At 43.5% G+C, this 16,671-nt stretch carries 17 protein-coding genes; 15 read left to right on the plus strand and 2 right to left on the minus strand.

Annotated features, from left to right (window positions below; genetic code table 11):
* Nucleotides 1-8: 8 nt before the first annotated feature.
* Both ACO0K4_RS10760 and ACO0K4_RS10765 read right to left on the minus strand, forming a co-directional pair.
* Nucleotides 9-1,184 carry a L,D-transpeptidase family protein gene (locus ACO0K4_RS10760; protein WP_422956613.1) on the minus strand — a complete coding sequence of 392 codons (1,176 nt, stop codon included), beginning with the start codon at nucleotides 1,182-1,184 and terminating at the stop codon, nucleotides 9-11.
* A 92-nt stretch (nucleotides 1,185-1,276) separates the two neighbouring features.
* Nucleotides 1,277-2,233: a L,D-transpeptidase Cds6 family protein gene (locus ACO0K4_RS10765; protein WP_422956614.1), complete on the minus strand. Its 957-nt coding sequence runs from the start codon at nucleotides 2,231-2,233 to the stop codon at nucleotides 1,277-1,279.
* A 262-nt stretch (nucleotides 2,234-2,495) separates the two neighbouring features.
* Between ACO0K4_RS10765 and cysS the strand changes: the two genes are divergently transcribed.
* From cysS to ACO0K4_RS10840, 15 genes are all read left to right on the plus strand, one after another.
* Nucleotides 2,496-3,887: a cysteine--tRNA ligase gene (gene cysS, locus ACO0K4_RS10770; RefSeq protein WP_422956615.1), complete on the plus strand. Its 1,392-nt coding sequence runs from the start codon at nucleotides 2,496-2,498 to the stop codon at nucleotides 3,885-3,887.
* Nucleotides 3,884-4,540 (plus strand): DNA-3-methyladenine glycosylase family protein, encoded by a 657-nt coding sequence (locus ACO0K4_RS10775; protein WP_422956616.1) that lies wholly within the window; start codon nucleotides 3,884-3,886, stop codon nucleotides 4,538-4,540. The genes cysS and ACO0K4_RS10775 overlap by 4 nt, the downstream gene beginning before the upstream one ends.
* 49 nt (nucleotides 4,541-4,589) lie before the next feature.
* A complete protein-coding gene (locus ACO0K4_RS10780; protein ID WP_422956617.1) occupies nucleotides 4,590-5,564 on the plus strand; it encodes an acetyl-CoA carboxylase carboxyltransferase subunit alpha in 975 nt (324 codons plus the stop codon).
* Entirely contained in the window at nucleotides 5,561-6,964 is a 1,404-nt protein-coding gene (gene tilS / locus ACO0K4_RS10785; protein ID WP_422956618.1) for a tRNA lysidine(34) synthetase TilS, read from the plus strand. The genes ACO0K4_RS10780 and tilS overlap by 4 nt, the downstream gene beginning before the upstream one ends.
* A 41-nt stretch (nucleotides 6,965-7,005) precedes the next feature.
* Nucleotides 7,006-7,716, plus strand: a complete 711-nt coding sequence (gene dnaQ, locus ACO0K4_RS10790; protein WP_422956619.1) for a DNA polymerase III subunit epsilon — start codon at nucleotides 7,006-7,008, stop codon at nucleotides 7,714-7,716.
* 549 nt (nucleotides 7,717-8,265) lie between these two features.
* A complete protein-coding gene (gene flhD, locus ACO0K4_RS10795) occupies nucleotides 8,266-8,583 on the plus strand; it encodes a flagellar transcriptional regulator FlhD (RefSeq protein ID WP_262836001.1) in 318 nt (105 codons plus the stop codon).
* A gap of 39 nt (nucleotides 8,584-8,622) precedes the next feature.
* Nucleotides 8,623-9,177 (plus strand): flagellar transcriptional regulator FlhC, encoded by a 555-nt coding sequence (flhC, locus tag ACO0K4_RS10800; protein WP_422956620.1) that lies wholly within the window; start codon nucleotides 8,623-8,625, stop codon nucleotides 9,175-9,177.
* Between the two features lie 24 nt (nucleotides 9,178-9,201).
* A complete protein-coding gene (locus tag ACO0K4_RS10805; protein ID WP_422956621.1) occupies nucleotides 9,202-10,005 on the plus strand; it encodes a class I SAM-dependent methyltransferase in 804 nt (267 codons plus the stop codon).
* A gap of 143 nt (nucleotides 10,006-10,148) precedes the next feature.
* Nucleotides 10,149-11,009, plus strand: coding sequence for a flagellar motor stator protein MotA (gene motA / locus ACO0K4_RS10810; RefSeq protein ID WP_422956622.1), 861 nt, complete (start codon nucleotides 10,149-10,151; stop codon nucleotides 11,007-11,009).
* 23 nt (nucleotides 11,010-11,032) lie between these two features.
* The gene (motB, locus tag ACO0K4_RS10815; protein WP_422956623.1) at nucleotides 11,033-11,962 is read left to right on the plus strand and encodes a flagellar motor protein MotB; all 930 of its coding nucleotides are present in this window, start codon (nucleotides 11,033-11,035) and stop codon (nucleotides 11,960-11,962) included.
* 48 nt (nucleotides 11,963-12,010) lie between these two features.
* Nucleotides 12,011-12,559, plus strand: coding sequence for a chemotaxis protein (locus tag ACO0K4_RS10820; protein WP_422956624.1), 549 nt, complete (start codon nucleotides 12,011-12,013; stop codon nucleotides 12,557-12,559).
* A 54-nt stretch (nucleotides 12,560-12,613) separates the two neighbouring features.
* Nucleotides 12,614-12,979 carry a response regulator gene (locus tag ACO0K4_RS10825; protein ID WP_162020889.1) on the plus strand — a complete coding sequence of 122 codons (366 nt, stop codon included), beginning with the start codon at nucleotides 12,614-12,616 and terminating at the stop codon, nucleotides 12,977-12,979.
* Nucleotides 12,980-13,029: 50 nt separating this feature from the next.
* The gene (gene cheA, locus ACO0K4_RS10830) at nucleotides 13,030-15,075 is read left to right on the plus strand and encodes a chemotaxis protein CheA (RefSeq protein WP_422956625.1); all 2,046 of its coding nucleotides are present in this window, start codon (nucleotides 13,030-13,032) and stop codon (nucleotides 15,073-15,075) included.
* A 39-nt stretch (nucleotides 15,076-15,114) separates the two neighbouring features.
* On the plus strand, nucleotides 15,115-15,630 hold the full coding sequence (locus ACO0K4_RS10835; RefSeq protein WP_422956626.1) for a chemotaxis protein CheW: 516 nt from the start codon (nucleotides 15,115-15,117) through the stop codon (nucleotides 15,628-15,630).
* A gap of 83 nt (nucleotides 15,631-15,713) precedes the next feature.
* A partial coding sequence (locus ACO0K4_RS10840) for a methyl-accepting chemotaxis protein (RefSeq protein WP_422956627.1) occupies nucleotides 15,714-16,671 on the plus strand: 958 nt, incomplete at its 3' end.

Consider the following 16,671-nt stretch of genomic DNA (forward strand, 5'->3'; position numbering starts at 1 on the left):
TCGAAATATCAAACTTGTGCTTCATAAATGATTCTCCATTTTGCCGCTTCTTTAATCCAATACTGCCGCTTTCTGACACTTGTTTTGCTTTTGCTTGCTGTCGTTTCCTGGGTGAAAGTGCTGACGATCATTTCATCTTTTCCCGGGTAGCGAAACTGTGTGACTTCTTTTAACTTGATCGATAGATTGTGCAGGCCTTCGGTTGCTTGTTGCTGCTTGGGAAACCATGCATTCAGATTATCACCCTGAATGGTTTTGAAGTTTCTTGAGTAATTATTCAGCAGGCGATTCGGGTTTTGACTTTCCAGATCTGCACGCCAATCTTCCAGCATTTTACTCGCCGATTGTTTATCCGCACTCCATTTTGTGAAGTTTGAGAACTCTACTTGCTCGCTGATAATGACGGGTGTTTTCCCTATATCAATCATGGCAGAAATTTTCAAAAAATCGGGATTGGTCAAGACCACGCAGCCATCCGACGCTAAAGGAGGGCGGCTAAAATTTTCTGATGGAACCCCATGTAACCAGATGCCAGAACCGCTTCTGCCATTGATTTTATCCCACTCATTTGGATAATTAATTGGTAGTGCTCCCGGACCATAAAAATCAGGGAGTTTAGATCCTGCCAAGCGACTGGTAATGTAGTACACCCCAATAGGAGTTTTTTGATCACCTTCTTTATTTTTATTGATGCCGAACTTGCCTTGGCTTACATAAAAATCTGTCACAAATTTAGGCTGTCCCGCATTATTTTCATACAGGTACAGGCGTGACTTTTTTGCATCGACGATCAGCACTTGTTTTTGATCGTCACGCAATTGCAAAATATTACGAGGAATCAGGTCCGGATCCGGTTTTTCGCGGATAGATTTTAATCTCGCATAGGCTTCGTCTCGCAGATCCTTGAGTTTTTCCGGTGATGCGTTTGAATTGCCGCCAAAGCTGTTGACCTGCTTCGCATGCATCAGGAGCAGGTCGCCACGGATCAAATGCCCCAATTGAAAATTAGGGTAGGCTTCAACTAATTCGTCTGCTTTTAATTGGGCTTGCTGCAACTTGTTTGCCGCCAGACTTTTATATACATCAAGTAATAAAAGGTCGGGATTCGGCAGTCGCTGAATCGCTTCAGTAATAAGGGGTTTCTCAGAGCGCGACTTAGCATGCGATGGTATAGATGCGCTCAAGAGCGCAACCAATATCAGCCATAAAAAAACGGCGACAAAATGTCTCCCGCCCTTGGGGAGCGGGGATGTCAAAAACGGAGCAGAGCGATACATCAGTTACCCGCGCGCTCCTGCTTGATCAGCCATTTGCCATCTTGCTTGACCATGGACAAGGATTTTCTGCTATTTGCAGTCAATTGATCCGAGCTATAAATTTGTCGGAATTTAACGCTGGCGCTATTGCCATCTAACGCGACTTTAGGTGACTCGATTTTGACGCTGATACGACCTTTGCCCTCAATGCGTGTGCGACGCTCTTCCGCCCAGGCTTTGCGCGACTCGCCTTTTGGCGTGTCAAAATCTTTTGCATAATGAGCTAAGTAAGTACTGGTATCTTTGCTGCTCCAGGCTTTTGCCCAATTCTCGACTGCTTTCAGAACCTCGTCCTGATCGCCGCTTGCAGGTGCGGCAACTGGCTTGCTGGCAACCTTAGCCTCTACTTTTTCTTGTTTGCTTGGTTCCGGTTCGGCTTTGACGGCGGTTGCTTTTGCTGGACTTGCTGCAGCTATTGTCGCTGGACTAACGGAATTTTTGGGGTTGGTGCCGCCGGTGGTGTTGCCGATCAGATTTTTAACTAAAGTCAGTTTGAGTTTTGCGCCGGAGTTACCCGAGTCCAGCTGCAGTGCTTTGTCGTAAGACTGGCTGGCTAACTTGGCGTAGACATCTCCCAGATTTTCATGAGCTGTGCCATACGTCGGATTAGTCCTGATCGCCATTTCCAGCGCGGCACGTGCTTTATCGTACTGACCGCTAGACGCATACAGGACGGCCAGGTTGTTATATGGCTCTGGTAATTCCGGATAGTCGTCTGTGAGTTTGGAAAAAACCGTAATCGCTTCAGCCGATTTATTTTGTTCGGTCAGTATCAGTCCCTTTAAAAAACGCAATTGAGCATCTTTTGGTCGTTGCGCCAAGATAGAATCTACTTTTTGCAGCGCTTCAGCCGTTTGTCCTGCGCGAAAAAGCTTGGCGATATCGGACGTGTCATCTGCAAAACTGGGTGAAGACATGAGCGCAAGAGACAGACTAGATAATGCAAAAACACTTTGAACAAGGTGGCGCATAGTAAATGGACTTGGTTTCATTGGGGAACTGGGGAACATTGGTTCAGCAATGTTATACTGGATATAAAGCGACATCTTAACAAAAATATGCGCACAAAATGGGTTTTTGACACGCTTTGACGTCAACTGTCAGTTACAGGTCGTTTGAAATTAAGTCAGTTGGTACAAATTCGGACAAAAATCACAAAAAATAATTCATACGCAGCTCATGAACAAACAAAAAATATATAACTCCCTGACCCGCGAAAAACAAATTTTTGTTCCAATTGAACCCGGCAAGATACGCATGTATGTATGCGGAATGACGGTGTACGACTATTGCCATCTGGGACATGCGCGCGTCATGGTGGTATTTGATATGGTGCAGCGTTGGCTCCGTAGTTCAGGTTTTGATGTGACGTATGTCCGCAATATTACTGACATCGATGACAAAATAATCAAACGCGCGGTGGAGAATGGCGAAACTATTTCACAGCTTACTAATCGTTTCATTAACTGCATGAATGAGGATGCGCAGGCCTTGGGTGTGCAGGCTCCAGACTATGCTCCTAGAGCAACACAATATATTCCTCAGATGTTGCAATTAATTTCTAAGCTTGAAGTCAATGGTTTGGCATACAAGGCGACGGATGGTGATGTGAATTATTCTGTCCGCGATTTCCCCGGTTACGGAAAATTATCCGGCAAGTCCCTTGATGATTTACGTGCAGGCGAGCGTATCGATATCAACGCGGGTAAGCGAGATCCTCTGGATTTTGTTTTGTGGAAATCGGCCAAAGATGCCGAGCCTGCCGAGGTTAAATGGGCATCTCCGTGGGGACTCGGACGACCTGGCTGGCATATCGAGTGCTCGGCAATGGCGGGCGATCTGTTAGGCGAGCATTTCGATATTCATGGCGGCGGACAGGATTTGCAGTTTCCGCATCATGAAAATGAGATTGCCCAGTCTGAAGGCGCTCATCGGCATACTTTTGTAAATTACTGGATGCACAATGGTTTTGTGCGTTTAGATAATGAAAAAATGTCTAAATCCTTGGGCAACTTTTTTACTATTCGCGACGTGTTGAAAAAATACGATCCTGAAGTCGTCCGCTTTTTCATTTTACGTGCACATTATCGGAGTCCTTTAAATTATTCTGATGCACATCTTGATGATGCGAAAGCTGCGTTATCCCGTCTCTATATAGCGCTGAAAGAAACGCTTAATGATGATATGCCTCTGGATCAGGATGATGATTACTCAAAACGGTTTGCAGAGGCAATGCGTGATGATTTCAATACACCTATCGCTATTTCGGTTTTATTTGATCTGGCAAACGATGTTAACAAGAGTAAATCGCCACAATTGGCGCGGCAACTTAAGATGCTTGCCGGCACCATAGGCTTGCTGCAGCGGTCGCCTAACGATTATTTGCGAGCGTCACCAGAGCTAGCTGATGCAGGTGAACTCAAGGCGATTCAGGAAAGAATAGATGCTCGCATTGCGGCAAAAAAAGCGAAAAACTTCGCTGAATCCGATCGCATTCGTGATGAATTACTGGGTGAGGGGATCGTTCTGGAAGATAAGGCCGGTGGTTTGACTGAGTGGCGCAGGGTATGAGCGGCGCGGATACGGCGATGAGTCATAGAGAAGCACCGCAAGTTCCCGAGTATTGGGAGAGTGCAAAAATCGAGTTGATGAGGCGCGACAGAATCATGCGCAAACTGATTCCTCAGTTTGGTGACTTGTATTTGGTCGGGCGCGATGACCCTTTTACTACACTGACTCGTTCAATAGTCGCACAGCAAATTTCAGTCAAATCGGCTGATTTACTTTGGCAGCGCTTTCTTGAACTTTGCCCTAAATGTACTTATACGCAAGTATTAAAGGCAGGTAGTGAAAAATTACTGGCCTGCGGCCTGTCTAAGCGTAAAACAGAATATATTCTGGATTTGGCTGAACACTTTAAAGAAAAAAGAGTGCACGTCAATAGTTGGGTGGAGATGGCAGATGAAGACGTTATTTCGGAACTGATACAAATTCGGGGCATAGGGCGCTGGACAGCAGAGATGTTTTTGATATTTAATCTGCTCCGTCCGAACATATTACCTTTAGATGATCCTGGTTTGCTCAAAGGTATTAGCAGCAATTATTTTTCAGGTGAGCCGGTTTCCCGTAGCGACGCAAGAGAGGTTGCTGCGAATTGGGGGCCGTGGTGTACAGTAGCGACCTGGTATCTATGGCGTAGCCTGGATCCCGTTGCTGAATCGTAATTTTAAGTAAAGCTTATCTTCAACACTGGTTGAAATAGTAGGAGGCACGATGACTAAAACGACATTCCTTGGGTTTGAGCAATCTATTGCTGAACTCGAAACAAAAATCGAAGAATTGCGCTTTGTGCAGGATGATTCTGCGGTTGATATCTCGGAAGAGATCGACAGGCTCTCAAAAAAGAGTCAAATGTTGACCAAGGATATCTATGCGAAGTTGACCCCCTGGCAGGTTTCGCAAATTGCACGCCATCCACAACGTCCATATACGATGGATTATGTGAATCAGATCTTTACCGATTTTCACGAATTACATGGTGACCGTAGTTTTGCTGACGACCAATCGATTGTAGGTGGTCTGGCTCGTTTTAATGGTCAGGCCTGTATGGTCATGGGTCATCAAAAAGGACGCGATACTAAAGAGCGTGCTATGCGTAATTTTGGTATGCCGAAACCGGAAGGTTATCGCAAAGCGATGCGTTTGATGAAGCTGGCTGAAAAGTTCAACATTCCCGTGTTTACTTTTATTGATACCACCGGTGCCTGGCCAGGTATTGACGCAGAAGAGCGCGGCCAATCTGAGGCGATCGGACGTAATTTGTACGTAATGGCGGAATTAAAGGTGCCGTTGATTACAACGATCATTGGCGAGGGTGGTTCTGGCGGCGCACTTGCTTTGGCGGTGGGTGATGCAGTACTGATGCTGCAATATGCTACTTACTCAGTAATTTCTCCTGAGGGCTGTGCTTCCATTCTCTGGAAAACCTCAGACCGCGCTTCAGATGCGGCCGAAGCACTTGGCTTGACTGCACATCGGTTGAAGGCCATGGGCTTGATTGATAAAATTATCAACGAGCCTTTAGGCGGCGCCCATCGCGATCCTAAACAAATGTGCGCCTTGGTTAAACGTGCTTTGGCTGATACCCTGCGTCAATTCCAAGGATTAAAAACGAAAGATTTACTTGCCGCTCGCCATGAAAAATTGATGAGTTATGGTAAGTTCAAGGAAACTAAACTTTCAGAATGACAGTAGTAAAAAATGAGCGTACGTTGATTAATCATTTTCAACGTACGCTTGAGCAGATTCTGCAAATAAATGATATCGATTTAAGCGATACAGGACTTGCTGTCGCATATAGTGGCGGGTTAGATTCTTCCGTATTGCTTGATCTGGCAAAAATCGTTTGCCAGAGAAAAAAAATTCCTCTTTTTGCCTTTCACGTTCACCATGGACTAAGTCCGAATGCGGATGACTGGCTTCTTCATTGCGAGAAACAATGCGAATCCATGGGTGTGACTTTTGTCGGAGCTAAGGTTGTTCTCGAAAATACGCATAAAGATGGAATAGAGGCTTCAGCAAGGGATGCCAGATATAAAAGTCTCGGCACCCTGTGCTCGCACTATAAATTGCCATTGCTTCTCACTGCACATCATCAAGATGATCAGGCAGAAACTGTCTTGCTACAGCTATTGCGAGGTTCGGGCGTTGCTGGTTTATCTGGCATGGATCAATTTAACCGGGCTCCTAAGCTTTTGTGTAATGATTCCTTAATCATTGCCAGGCCTTTACTCGCGATTACAAGGCAGAGGATGCTTGAGTACGCAAATGACAATGCAATTGCCTATGTCGAAGATGAGTCTAATATCGATACCCGGTATGTGAGGAATGCATTGCGCCATCAACTGATGCCCATTTTGTCGTCCATTGCCCCTGGTTATGCGGAGCGCCTATATAGAAGCGCAACGCATGCTCAGGCCACACATCGATTATTGACGGAAGTAGCAAAACAGGATCTTGATTCCTGCACTAAAGACAAAGAAGGATTAGATATTCCTAGCGTGACAGCTTTGGGATCTGACCGGATCGATAATTTACTTCGATATTGGCTGGCGCTTAAAGGTTTACGTATGCCGACTACTGCTCGTTTAGCTGAGCTACGTCATCAGCTTTTCGAAGGCCGTGCGGACGCAAAAATCAGTGTTTATCATGATAATTTAGGGATACACCGATATAAAAACAGAATTTATTCGTCTTCAAGGAGTGCAATAAAAATTGCGGATGTGGTTCCTCGACAGTTTTGCTGGAATGGTGAAGCCTTGATGGCGTTTCCTGACTTTGGAGGGATGCTTCATTTTGATGATGCTGATACGGGTATTTCAGCCGATTGGTTAAAGGAGGCTGTATTGATAATGCATTCGCGACAGGGCGGAGAACGTTTAAAGTTAGCATCAAATCGACCAACGCGTGATATCAAAAACCATTATCAAAGTATAGAAATTCCATTTTGGGAGAGGGATCGTCTACCTCTTATTTCTTGTGGAAAAAAATTACTATTTGCTGCTGGTATTGGTTCGGATGTAGCATTTTTTGATACATTGCCAAATCGGCTCATTCACTTGCGCTGGGAATTCATTGCGAATGAATAACATAGTGTTTCGATATTTTGATAAAAAGTAACTACATAATTATGAAGCGACAAATAGTATTAGATACTGAAACGACGGGTTTAAGTGCCAGAACCGGTGATCGTGTGATTGAAATTGGTTGCGTAGAGCTAATTAATCGTAAATTAACCGGGAATAATTTTCATCGCTACATTAATCCAGAGCGAGACTCGGAAGAAGGGGCATTGGCAGTTCACGGCTTAACCACAGAGTTCTTAAGCGATAAGCCAAAATTCGCGGAAATTGTAGGTGAATTTTGTGAATATATTAAAGGTGCAGAAGTTGTCATTCATAATGCACCTTTTGACGTGGGATTTCTGAATGCTGAGTTCGCGCGACTGGGATTGCCATTATTTTCTGATTACGTCGAGGCGGTTACGGATACTCTTGTGCAGGCGAAGGAGTTGCATCCGGGCAAACGAAATTCTTTAGATGCATTATGCGATAGATATGAGGTATCAAATTCTCATCGAAAGCTTCACGGTGCTTTGCTTGACGCGGAATTATTAGCCGACGTTTTTTTGGCAATGTCGCGAGGTCAAAATAGTTTTGCCATTGAAGTTGAGGAGCCTGTTGAGATAAAAGTAGTGGCGGAGGTTATTCCTGACACGCCTATTGGCGAAGTTATTGTGCATTACGCGTCAAATTCTGACTTGGACGCACATGAATCCTTGCTCAATGGCTTAGACAAAGAAGTTCGAGGACAAAGTATCTGGCGTCAGTCTCATCACTAAGTCTTGTAATCGCATGCTTCCCCCCATCAATTGGGCGTAGTAATTTTTCTGCGTTCTATCTGCCTTTCGCGTTTTCCTGTAAGAATTTCTCTCCATTAGTGTCTATTTTGACAAAAAATAATTCCTACTGGTATGGGGATTGTTGTGAAAACACGATTTATTTTTAAAATTTCCTAAAGTTTTCAGATATTTCGACGTTAAAACCAAAAGAAAATATTTTTTAATTTTTTTAAAAAAGCCTAAAGTTCTCAAAGTCTTTGCCGTTAATGGCATACAGATGTGGAAATTTTAGTTTCTAATTTTAGATAAATCTTTGTTTTTATTGGTATTTTTCTTTTCAGTCGTCGTTTAATAAAATTCAATTTTCTTTTTAGTTCTTCTTAAAAAGATATCAAACATAGCTTGTAGGAAAAATTCCTACGGGCCGCCTCTGTTTTTAATTACCTAATATTCCTAGTTCAGCCTATACATCGGTAAATTTCTTGGTCTCACAATGTGTCTCAACGGCAATCAACTCTGTGCCGGGATAACATGATGGGGGATGTGAACATGACACCGAACGATATGATGGCTGAAATTCGCGATGCAAACCTGAGCTACTTAATGCTTGCTCAGCAGATGATACGCGCAGATAAAGCAACTGCCATATTTCGCTTGGGTATAGCAAAAGAAATTGCTGACCTGATCGAAGGTTTGAATAATGCACAAATCCTTAAACTGGCTGGCTCAAATATGATGCTTGCACGGTTCAGATTTGAAGATAGTGCCATTCTATGCATGCTGACAAACTATAACAAAGAGCGCGCGTTGGCTCATTCTCACGCTGCCATTTTAATGGCCGGGCAAGCTGTCGAAGAAATTCATTAATTTAGTCGATTGTCGTCAATTCGTATTGGGGTGAGCAAAATGGTGAGCAAAAGTGTCGTGAATGAAGCGCAAGAAATCCAATTGGCGATTGATCTTGTTAATCTGGGGGCTCGGCTGCAATTGCTGGAATCCGAAACAAGCTTGTCCAGAGAACGCCTTTTGAAAATCTACAAAGAGTTGAAGGGTGTATCTCCACCAAAAGGCATGTTGCCATTCTCCACAGATTGGTTCATCACTTGGCAGCCAAATATTCATTCTTCGTTATTTATGAACATTCATAAATACTTGAATGACCATGCAGAGATTAAAGGTATTGAGGCTGTGGTAAAAGCGTATCGCCTGTATCTTGAGCAGGCTCCGGTTGCTCCTGGTGAAGAGTCCGTATTATCTTTGACGCGTGCCTGGACTTTGGTTCGTTTCTTCGACGCAAAAATATTAAAATTTGCAAAATGCAGTAAATGTGGCGGACAATTTGTTGCACATACACTCGATTTGCATGATGATTATGCATGTGGTTTATGCCACGTCCCTTCTCGAGCTGGAAAGACAAAACGAGTTCGGGAGTTGGATTCTCCTTTGGCGATGGTGGCCTGATGTAAATAATTTTCCGGAGATCTTTTGAGCATAGAATTAGAAAAAAAATCAGAGGCTCAAAATATTCTGACGGATAAGGTGAAGTTCCCTCCGGCGGTTGAGGCATTATTCATACAGATTTTTTCTTTTTGCATTTGTGGATCAGGCATTTTTTTTATTCACCTGTTATTTGCAAAAAAAATTTCCTTAATATCTTTCTTGTTGTCGGGCGCTTTCCTTGCATCCGTCATTTCCTATTTTCGTAAAATGGATTGGTGGTGGTGGGCGATCCAATTTTTCTTTCCAATCTCTGTTTTTGCACTTCTCTCCCTGGATATTTCTCGTCATTACTATTTGGCGTCATTTATTTTTATGGCGTTACTCTACTGGAGTACCTTCCGAACGCAAGTCCCATATTACCCATCTAAGGCCACATTGCCCTCGGTGATCGACGATTTTTTGCCGCGTAAACCTTTGAGGTTTGTTGATTTGGGTAGTGGTTTCGGTGGACTGACTTTAAGTCTGTCGTTAAAACGAACCGATAGTTTTTTTTTCGGTATCGAAATTGCGCCTTTACCCTGGTTGATTAGTTATTTGAGAGCTCAAATTTACTCAACCAAGGTAAGTTTTTTTTTAAAAAATTATCATGACATGACTCTGAGTGAATATGATGTTGTATTCGCCTATCTTTCACCTGCAGCGATGCCTTCACTTTGGAAAAAAGCAAAATCAGAAATGCGCTCCGGTACATTGCTGTTGAGTTATGAATTTATTGTCCCTGATATAGAGCCAGATTTATGTATAAATACTGATGCTAACGATCCAATTCTCTACGTATGGCGCATATAATGATAGATATGAAATATATTTTTCAGGCAATATTTGGCTGTTGAAATTATTTGTAGAAATGAGTGTACTGAACTAGTTTGCAGATCATATTGTCACTTCTAATTGAATGAGTAGGTCCATTTGCTTATAAAGGAGTATGGCTCGTGTTAGTCATCGTCGGCTATATTGTAGTAATGGGATCTGTATTTGGCGGATTCGTCATGTCCGGTGGACATCTTGCTGTGTTATTTCAGCCACTCGAGTTATTGATGATTGGTGGTGCCGCAGTTGGGGCATCTCTGGTCGGTAATAATGGTAAAACTCTTAAGGCCTCTCTTAAAGCTATTCCCGGTGTTTTGAAAGGCTCGAAATATACCAAGGCTCTCTACATGGAATTGATGACCATGTTATTTGACGTACTGACAAAGGTTCGCAAAGAAGGCTTGATGTCGATTGAAGGCGATATCGAAAAACCCGAAGAGAGTCCACTTTTCAGTAAATATCCTCTGATTGTCTCTGACCATCATTTAATGGAATTTATTGGGGACTACTTGAGGCTGATGGTTTCAGGAAATATGGATGCATTTCAAATCGAAAATCTGATGGACAATGAGCTTGAAACGCATCATCACGAAGGGGCTATGCCTGCTCATTTCATCGCAAAATTAGGTGATGGTCTTCCAGCTTTTGGCATTGTCGCTGCTGTTATGGGGGTTGTTCATACGATGGAGTCTGTGGGTATTCCTCCTTCTGAGTTGGGGATACTTATTGCTCACGCACTTGTGGGAACATTTCTAGGCATTTTGCTTGCCTATGGTTTTATCGGCCCATTAGCGGGTTTGATGGAGCAGCAATTGGATGAATCATCCAAAACATTTCAATGTATTAAGGTAACCCTGCTTGCTAGTTTAAACGGGTATGCTCCAGCCCTTGCAGTGGAGTTCGGGCGTAAAGTTCTTTACTCTACTGAGCGGCCAACCTTTAGCGAGCTGGAAGAGCACATAAAGCAATCCAAATCCAAGTAACCTAATGTCGTTGGGAATGCAATATGGCGAATGAAGAATTACGACCAATTATTGTCAAGCGTATAAAGAAAGTCGCTGGCGGCCATCATGGTGGTGCGTGGAAAATTGCGTACGCCGATTTCGTGACTGCAATGATGGCCTTCTTTTTATTAATGTGGCTCCTTGGTTCAACAGCGAAAGGCAATTTGCAGGGGATTGCTGAGTATTTTCAGACACCTTTGAAAGTTGCGATGGCTGGTGGTGAAGGGAGTGGTGATAGTTCTAGCGTCATCAAAGGCGGAGGCAAAGATCTGACTCTGCGCGAAGGGCAAAATAAAAAGGGGGATGTTGAGGCTCCCAAAAAGAGCTATAACCTCCAAGCTGCAGAAGCTGCTCTGGCAAAGGTCGACGCAGAAAGATTGAAGGGACTCAAAACTAAAATTGAGGCCGCCATTGAATCAAACGCGACATTAAGACAATACAAGAAACAACTTTTGCTAGATATAACAACCGAAGGATTACGTATCCAGATGGTAGACGAGCAAAATCGACCTATGTTTGCTTCTGCAAAAGCAGAATTACAACCCTATACACGTGAGATTTTGCATGAAATTGGCAAAGCTCTGAATGACGTACCCAATAGAATTAGTTTATCTGGCCACACTGATGCTGCACCATACGGCAGCGGCGAAAAGGGCTATAGTAATTGGGAATTGTCTGCGGATCGTGCAAATGCGTCGCGTCGTGAATTGATTTATGGTGGTATGGATGAGACAAAAGTCCTCAGAGTTGTGGGTTTATCGTCTTCAGTCCTGTTTGATAAAAATGATTCACTCAATCCGATCAATCGTCGTATTAGTATTATTGTCATGAATAAAAAAGCTGAAGAATCTGCCTCACAGGATGGTGGTTCCATTGAGGTTAGTAATCAAACTGAGTTGGGTGGTGAGGTGTCGGTTAAAGTCAATAAATAGGGGTCTTTTATCAACAGGTCGGGTAAATTCAGAATTGGGATGCTGAAGATGTCAAACAAGAAAATGCTGGGATCTGAGGTCAAGGAGCTACTATCAGGCGTGTCTGATCATGGTAAAGAACATTTGCTTGAAGTTGAGACCGATCTTATCCAAACAACCATATTACTTGCTGAGGCGATAGAGAAACTCGGTTCAAGTTTCCTGGCGCTACACGCTGCCATCTCAAGCCAGCAAGAAGAAATTGATTTAATCATTTCTACGGGCGAGGCTCCTGCGACAAGCATCGACCGGCTTAAAGTTCTCAAAGCTGACATTGCGTCACATATCAATGCGGCAGTCACCAGCCTGCAATTCCAGGATCTCACAAGTCAGTTGATTTCCCGAACTGTTCAGCGTAGCGCGGGCTTGCGCGATGTTCTGAGTAATTTGGGCATCATTGGCGATGGCATACCCCACGATAGTGAGACGGATGAAATTGCGGTACTTCTAAGAGAAATTACAGTGCGGTTAGAGAAGCAAAGTGTGGAGTTAAAAAGCTTGTTAAGAAAGGCCGTCAATCAAAAGCATTTAGATAGCGGTGATATTGAATTATTTTGATTGTGTTTAATATTAGTGGGTTAATGTACTTTTCATTAGTTTAACGGAGTGATAATGGCCAAGACAATTTTAGCGGTTGATGATTCTGGTTCGCTAAGGCAGATGGTTGCTTTTAGCTTGAAAGCAGCAGGATACCAAGTAATTGAAGCGGTAGACGGCCAGGACGGCTTGGAAAAAGCACGTAATCAAGTGGTTGATCTCGTTTTAACTGACCAAAATATGCCAAGAATGGATGGCTTAACATTGATTAAATCTCTTCGTGGTCTGGCAACTTATCAACGTGTCCCAATTTTGATGCTAACGACCGAATCGAGTGACGATATGAAAGCGAAGGGGCGGGCTGCTGGTGCTAATGGTTGGTTAGTGAAGCCCTTCGATCCTCAGAAGTTGACAGAAGTCGTCAAAAAAGTAATTGGTTAATTGCCCTCTGACTAGATTAAATAAATTCGAGTACATCACGGAGCAAGATAATGACGATTGACATGGGTCAGTTTTTTCAAGTTTTTTTCGACGAGGCTGAAGAGCTTTTGGCCGAAAAAGAGAAATTGTTACTGGCTGTCGATATCTCATCTCCTGACCCTGAAGACCTTAATGCCATATTTCGAGCTGCACACTCAATCAAAGGCGGATCTTCCACTTTCGGGTTAAATGATATGACGGAGGTGACACATATTCTGGAGTCGCTTCTCGATAAAATTCGTAAAGGGGAGATGGCGTTAACTGCCGAGCATGTTGATGCATTTCTGATTACCAAAGATATTTTAAAGATGCAATTGGATGGACATCGACTGGGCACTTCAGTTGATCAGGATGCCGTTGCTGATGTAAGAATGCTTTTGCAATCTTTGTCGCAAGATGCTTCACCTGTGAAGGCTCCTGTGATCACATTTGAGGACCATTCCAGAACAAATGCAACAGCAGGAAATGAAGCTTATGCTACTTGTTTTCGGATCGAGTTGCCCGAACTAACGTCTACCGATATGTCTGCGATTTTCTCAGAGTTAGGTTTGTTGGGTGCTATTTATAAAGAAGAAAACGCCGATGGACTTACTGTCCTTGTACTCAGAACTAATGGAACGCAAGAGGATATCGTTGCGATATGCTCCTTCATTCTTGATCCTGATGACCTGAAAATTTCCGCACAAGAGATGCCTGCAGTAAGCGGTTCTCCACAGAGTTCTCTCTCGGACGATGATCTGGGTTACGGTTTTTTTGAGCCGATTGAGTCAATGTTCCCGACGAGTGTAGATGGTACCTCTGCTACTGACGCTGCTGTAGTCGCTAACGCGACAGCTACAAAAATAGAACTAAAGACCTCGGTTAAGAAAGATGCGGATAAATCGCACGCCTCCCAAGAAGCCTCCACCATCAGAGTCGGGATTGAAAAAGTCGACCAATTAATTAATTTAATTGGCGAGCTTGTAATTACGCAGGCAATGCTAGAGCAGCGTACGCAGGAACTGGATCCGATTGCTAATGAGCGCTTGCTTAGCAGTGTTGCTCACTTAACGAGAAATACCCGTGATCTGCAAGAAGCCGTGATGTCTATTCGGATGATGCCGATGGATTACGTGTTTTCACGCTTTCCTAGAATGGTAAGAGATTTAGCAACGAAATTAGGTAAAAAAGTTGAATTTGTAACCTATGGTGCTTCAACTGAATTGGACAAAGGTTTAATTGAAAGAATCGTTGATCCACTAACACATCTTGTACGTAACAGTATTGATCATGGTATAGAAATGCCTGCTACTCGTTTGCAGGCGGGTAAACATGAGTCCGGCAAACTGTCACTGTCTGCTGTCCATCAGGGCGGCAATATCATTATCGAAGTTAGTGACGATGGAGGAGGACTTCATCGTGAGAGAATTTTAGCAAAAGCCAGGCAAAACGGCTTGATCGTTTCAGATTCTATGACCGATAGCGAGGTGTGGCTACTGATTTTTGCACCTGGATTCTCTACCGCAGAAGCAGTTACGGATGTCTCCGGACGAGGCGTTGGTATGGATGTGGTCAAGCGAAATATCACTGCTATGGGAGGTGTTGTAGATATTCGATCTGCGAAGGGGTTCGGCACGACGATTACTATTTCATTACCCTTGACGTTGGCGATTTTAGACGGTATGTCAATTAAGGTCGGTGAAGAAATTTATATTCTTCCGTTGGGATTTGTCATTGAGTCATTGCAGCCGACGACTCAGGATGTGAAGGAAATCAGCGGTAAAGGGCGTGTCGTTAAAGTAAGGGATGAATATTTGCCGCTTATCGCGTTATACGAGTGCTTTGATATTGAGCCTAAGTTCAGCAAACCATCCGATGGTATTGCTGTCATTGTAGAGGTTGACGGTAAGAAGGCAGCTTTATTTGTCGACGATCTGGTAGGGCAGCAACAAGTAGTCGTAAAAAATATAGAGTCAAATTATCGTAAAGTACCAGGTATATCAGGTGCTACCATTTTGGGGGACGGTGGCGTCTCGTTGATTCTGGACGTCTCGGCATTATTGCGCTCAGCTCGGTAGTCAATCAAATTTATATGCATAATTGCGGGAGGTAATCGTATGGCGCAGTCTTCACCTATATCTGACGGAAATCACACCAATGTCGACGGTTCTGGTTCCGATATTGCCGGACATGAGTTCTTAGCGTTCACCTTGGGTAGCGAGGAGTACGGAATTGACATATTGAAAGTTCAGGAAATTCGGGGTTATGAAGCTGTGACCCGCATCGCTAATGCCCCTGTATTTCTCAAGGGGGTCATTAATCTGCGCGGCATCATTGTTCCTGTCGTGGATATGCGGATCAAATTTAATTTAGGCGAGCCGACTTATGATCAATTTACTGTCGTCATCATTTTGAATATTGGAGGGCGCATTGTTGGTATGGTCGTCGATAGTGTCTCGGATGTTACGACTTTGTTACCGGAGCAAGTCAGGCCAGCACCAGAGATGGGGACGACATTCAGTTCAGATTTTCTTATCGGACTCGGAACACTTGACGAGAGAATGTTGATTCTTGTCGATATTGATAAGTTGATGTCCAGCCCAGAAATGGGGCTTGTGGATCATCAGGCGTGATATGTAATAAATCCTTTTTTAGTAGCTCATTTCGCAACCGAATCAACAAAAATAAAAAATAAAAATTGAAGGAGGAGAAAGCTATGAATTTGCGTAACTTCCGAATCGGTACGCGCTTAGGTCTTGGCTTCGGATTGATTATTGGCGGACTGATACTTACCCTTGTGCTTGCTAACGTGCTTGCCGCAAAAAATAGAAACACTTTAATTGACGGCTTAAATAATTCAAGTCAAAAACAAGCCTTAGCGAATACGATGAAAAGTGCCCTTCTTGAAGGGGGAATATCGATGCGCAATATTGGAATACAGTCCGATGTTGCAGAGATGCAAAAAGAGGATGCCAAGGTTAAATCTCAGCGAAAAAAATATGACGATGCTAAAACAAAAATTTCTACTTTGGGATTAACTGAAGAAGAAAAGAAATTGCTTGATGAGCTTGCAAAAACGGACATAGAAATTGAAAAGCCGTTTAAGGATGCTGTTGGTCAGGCACTTGCATTTAATGCTGAGGGCGCGTCAAAAATTATTGCGACAGTCATTGATCCCTTAAGCGCTAAGTCTATTCAACAAATTAATAAACTTGTTGAGCTTCAGGAGACAGCATCTAAAACTCAATTTGAGACATCTACTGCGAATAGTTCAAAGCTTAGTTTCTGGTTATTTATGATATTGCTTTGCGCTTTGCTCGTTGGTGTTTTTGTCGCTTGGATGATTACGAAAAGCATTATCTTACCTTTAAGTGATGCAGTTTCTATTGCAGAGCAGGTTGCAGCTGGAGATCTGTCAGCAGAAGTCGTTGTCAGTGGTAAAGATGAAGTGTCGTCTTTACTTAGTGCGCTCAAAAATATGAATGATAGCTTGGGAGGAACTGTGGGGCAGGTTCGTTCCGGTACTGAGGCAATCACAGTAGCCTCTAAAGAGATCGCCTCAGGGAATGCCGATCTATCCAGCAGAACCGAATCACAAGCCAGCTCGCTCGAAGAGACGGCCAGCTCCATGGAAGAACTCACCAGCACTGTTCGTCAAAATGCCGACAACGCCA

The organism is Undibacterium sp. RuTC16W, from assembly GCF_049339445.1.
Classification (GTDB): Bacteria; Pseudomonadota; Gammaproteobacteria; order Burkholderiales; family Burkholderiaceae_D; genus Undibacterium.

Excerpts from the sequence above, each read along its gene's own strand:
- ACO0K4_RS10765 (WP_422956614.1), bottom strand. The coding sequence starts at position 2,233 with ATGTCTTCACCCAGTTTTGCAGATGACACGTCCGATATCGCCAAGCTT.
- cysS (WP_422956615.1), top strand. The coding sequence starts at position 2,496 with ATGAACAAACAAAAAATATATAACTCCCTGACCCGCGAAAAACAAATT.
- ACO0K4_RS10775 (WP_422956616.1), top strand. The coding sequence starts at position 3,884 with ATGAGCGGCGCGGATACGGCGATGAGTCATAGAGAAGCACCGCAAGTT.
- ACO0K4_RS10780 (WP_422956617.1), top strand. The coding sequence starts at position 4,590 with ATGACTAAAACGACATTCCTTGGGTTTGAGCAATCTATTGCTGAACTC.
- tilS (WP_422956618.1), top strand. The coding sequence starts at position 5,561 with ATGACAGTAGTAAAAAATGAGCGTACGTTGATTAATCATTTTCAACGT.
- dnaQ (WP_422956619.1), top strand. The coding sequence starts at position 7,006 with ATGAAGCGACAAATAGTATTAGATACTGAAACGACGGGTTTAAGTGCC.
- flhD (WP_262836001.1), top strand. The coding sequence starts at position 8,266 with ATGACACCGAACGATATGATGGCTGAAATTCGCGATGCAAACCTGAGC.
- flhC (WP_422956620.1), top strand. The coding sequence starts at position 8,623 with ATGGTGAGCAAAAGTGTCGTGAATGAAGCGCAAGAAATCCAATTGGCG.
- motB (WP_422956623.1), top strand. The coding sequence starts at position 11,033 with ATGGCGAATGAAGAATTACGACCAATTATTGTCAAGCGTATAAAGAAA.
- ACO0K4_RS10820 (WP_422956624.1), top strand. The coding sequence starts at position 12,011 with ATGTCAAACAAGAAAATGCTGGGATCTGAGGTCAAGGAGCTACTATCA.
- ACO0K4_RS10825 (WP_162020889.1), top strand. The coding sequence starts at position 12,614 with ATGGCCAAGACAATTTTAGCGGTTGATGATTCTGGTTCGCTAAGGCAG.
- cheA (WP_422956625.1), top strand. The coding sequence starts at position 13,030 with ATGACGATTGACATGGGTCAGTTTTTTCAAGTTTTTTTCGACGAGGCT.
- ACO0K4_RS10835 (WP_422956626.1), top strand. The coding sequence starts at position 15,115 with ATGGCGCAGTCTTCACCTATATCTGACGGAAATCACACCAATGTCGAC.